Genomic DNA, 2,608 nt, shown 5'->3' on the forward strand with positions numbered 1-2,608 from the left:
ACCGCTCCGGTCATTATCGCATTCACCACGCTTAAACTTCCACCACATGAAGCGCCGGTATGTCCAACATTTTCAATCCAGGTTCCCAATGTCAAATCAGGCGGATTTGGCAAAGAGGTAGATGAATTGTAGTAAATCAAATGAGGACTTACAAAATCACCGTTACCACTATCCGCGATAAACTCCCATCTGGAATTTGTCTGATTCCATAAAATCTTAAATTCACAAGTACCTAATCCACCACACGACTGCTCGCCATCTACAGGTGTTGTACTAAAAACATTTCTTCCTGAAGCATCAGTAGTTTCTTTAACAAAAACATAATCCTGATTCTCAAAAAGCGGATGACAACCATTAAAAGTGATACTTTGAGCATTAACCGTTAATGAACCCAAAACCACAAACAAAGAAAATAACTTTTTCATCTTTAGGGTCTTGATGGATAGATTCCGTTTAAAGCAATGATAAAGTTAACTGTTCCATAAGGCTGCATATTGTTTACCGGCTGCCCCTGACCAGTCATTCCAATCATAGAAGGACTCATAGTAGTATTTGGAGCACTTGAAACATATTCCTTATCCAAAGCCTTGGTATTTCCCGGAACAGTATTCGTTGGAACATTTTGATCTCCATCAGCGGTTGACGCATTAACCGTATGGTTGTGGGCCGGCATTTGAGCAATCGTCAGTGTATTGTTTTCTGAACCACCCGCTTCGCCCTGAACTCTTGGCGACAAACCAGGACCTGATCCGGGATGCATCGGCACACGACCTCTCAAATCAGGTAAAGCAAAAGTAGTCGTACCATTTCCTCCATAAGTAGTGCCTAATAAAGAGAATAAAGCAGTGTTTTGAGCAATCGATAAAAGCTGTCCATCACATAAAGCCCAACCTACTGGTGCAAAATTTCCGGCAAACATTCTGATTTCACCAATATAAGCCTCTTGTGAAATCGCTTTTTGACTTCCGAAAAGTGACAAAGTCAATAAAAATAAAATTGTAATCTTTTTCATATTTAATTTGATAAATTTAGCCGCGAAAGTATTGAAAAATATTCTTACACAAAATTTTTTTATAACAAATTATTACAAAATCGATAAAAAACAAAAAATCCCGACGAATCGGGATTTTTTTGATATACTTTAAAAATTACTTACTATTTAAGTTTCTTTTTAACTTCAACTTCCTGGAAGCACTCGATAAGGTCGTACTCCTTAAGGTCGTTGTAGTTTTTAATCTGAATACCACAGTCGTATCCTTTGGCTACTTCCTTCACATCGTCTTTAAAACGTTTCAAGGCCAATAACTCGCCGGTAAAGATAACGACACCTTCACGGATCAAGCGGATTTTCGAATTACGGAAGACTTTACCGTCGGTAACCATACATCCTGCGATGGTTCCCACTTTCGAAATTTTGAACAATTCACGGATTTCTGCTGTACCGGTAATCTCTTCTTTCATTTCCGGAGACAACATTCCTTCCATCGCATCTTTCAAATCATCGATGGCATCATAGATAATTGAATAATGACGGATATCGATTTCCTCTTTATCAGCTAATTGCTTCGCGTTTCCTTGCGGACGAACGTTGAATCCGATAATAATCGCATCGGAAGCCGAAGCCAACAATACGTCAGATTCGGTGATAGCCCCAACCCCTTTGTGAATAATCTTAATCTGAATTTCTTCAGTAGATAATTTAGAGAAGGAATCGGATAATGCTTCCACAGAACCGTCCACGTCTCCTTTAAGGATAATGTTCAATTCTTTAAACTGACCCAATGCGATACGACGACCGATTTCGGCAAGTGTAATGTGTTTTTGCGTACGAACCGATTGTTCACGTAACAACTGCATACGTTTTGCAGCAATTTGTTTTGCTTCTCTTTCGTCTTCGAATACGTTGAATTTATCACCGGCTGTTGGCGCCCCATCCAATCCTAAAATAGAAATTGGTGTCGATGGACCAGCTTCTTTCACGGAATTACCACGCTCATCGAACATAGCTTTAACCTTACCGTGGTTTTTACCGGCCAATACATAATCTCCAACTCTTAAAGTACCAGCCTGAACAAGGATAGTGGATACATAACCACGCCCTTTATCCAACTGCGCCTCTACTACAGTTCCGACTGCCGGTTTATCTGGATTTGCTTTAAGATCTAAAATTTCAGCTTCAAGCAATACCTTTTCTAACAACTCTTTAACTCCCATACCAGTTTTGGCAGAGATATCATGCGATTGGTATTTACCACCCCAATCTTCTACCAATAAGTTCATACCTGCCAAACGCTCCTTGATCTTCTCAGGATTAGCATGCGGTTTATCTACCTTATTAATAGCAAAAATCAATGGAACACCTGCTGCTTGAGCATGACTGATTGCCTCTTTAGTTTGCGGCATGATATCATCATCGGCAGCAATCACAATGATTGCAATATCGGTAACTTGAGCTCCACGTGCGCGCATCGCTGTAAACGCCTCGTGACCAGGTGTATCAAGGAACGCGATTTCCTGACCATTATCCAACTCCACTCCGTACGCACCGATATGCTGTGTAATACCTCCGGACTCACCTGCAATTACATTGGTTTTACGAATGTAATCC

General features: G+C 40.5%; 2 protein-coding genes and 1 pseudogene. All 3 read right to left on the bottom strand.

All coding sequences use genetic code 11. The features are described from left to right. Nucleotides 1-425: pseudogene (locus tag VLB74_RS06580) on the bottom strand (T9SS type A sorting domain-containing protein); the annotation flags it as partial. 2 nt (nucleotides 426-427) lie between these two features. Then, nucleotides 428-1,012: a phage tail protein gene (locus VLB74_RS06585; protein ID WP_325202662.1), complete on the bottom strand. Its 585-nt coding sequence runs from the start codon at nucleotides 1,010-1,012 to the stop codon at nucleotides 428-430. Nucleotides 1,013-1,155: 143 nt separating this feature from the next. Beyond that, nucleotides 1,156-2,608 (bottom strand): translation initiation factor IF-2 (gene infB, locus VLB74_RS06590; RefSeq protein WP_325202663.1); only part of this gene is annotated, 1,453 nt, incomplete at its 5' end.

Source organism: Flavobacterium sp., assembly GCF_035456225.1.
Lineage (GTDB): Bacteria > Bacteroidota > Bacteroidia > Flavobacteriales > Flavobacteriaceae > Flavobacterium.

Coding starts and splice junctions, on each gene's coding strand:
- VLB74_RS06585 (WP_325202662.1), bottom strand. CDS start 1,012: ATGAAAAAGATTACAATTTTATTTTTATTGACTTTGTCACTTTTCGGA.